General features: G+C 56.2%; 1 protein-coding gene. It reads left to right on the forward strand.

Features of this window, described 5'->3' with window-relative positions; translation table 11 throughout:
- Positions 1-632: hypothetical protein (locus tag N1032_RS26070; RefSeq protein WP_259543531.1), on the forward strand; the 632-nt coding region annotated here is incomplete at both ends.

Consider the following 632-nt stretch of genomic DNA (forward strand, 5'->3'; position numbering starts at 1 on the left):
CATTCGGCGGAGCTCCCTGCGGGGGTAAGCGACGAAGAGCGGCAGCGCCTTAAAGCTGAAGCTTTCTATATCGTCACCGGTGAACTGAAATCAGGCGGCAGCGCTGAGAAAAATCTTAGAGCCCCGAAGGGCGTAACCAGCAAAACGGCTACGCCGGATAACGATCCAAACTTCGCCCATCGCCGCCGCCTGGAGAATGTTGCTCCGGGCTGCCTGATGCCATTTGATTTAGATCAATGCCCGCCCAGCCTGTTTAAACGGCTCACTACAGGCCCTGCGGCGCGTCTTACCCAGCATTCAGCGATTAGCTATACCACGTACAGCCATACGGCTACGAAACCGCGCCTGCGCTTTATCATCGAGGCTAATCGGGTATTCGCCCCTGGGGAAAAGTTCGATGCCTGCCTTCGCTTCGAATTCGCCCTTATGCGCAGCATCAGCGCTACCTACGAAGAGGAAAAATCCTCTTCGCGCCTGGGATGTTGGCAGTATAAAGGTAAGCCCGTCCTCTTCGATCGCAGCGTTTATCGTGATGTTCAAGTTTGCTATGCAGGCCCTGCAAACGGCGAACGGCGCTTATACAAGGGCGAAGCGGTAGATGTTGATGCCCTGCCCCAGCTGCCGGACGGCAT

The sequence above is a fragment of the Herbiconiux daphne genome, from assembly GCF_024979295.1.
GTDB classification, from domain to species: Bacteria; Actinomycetota; Actinomycetes; order Actinomycetales; family Microbacteriaceae; genus Herbiconiux; species Herbiconiux daphnes.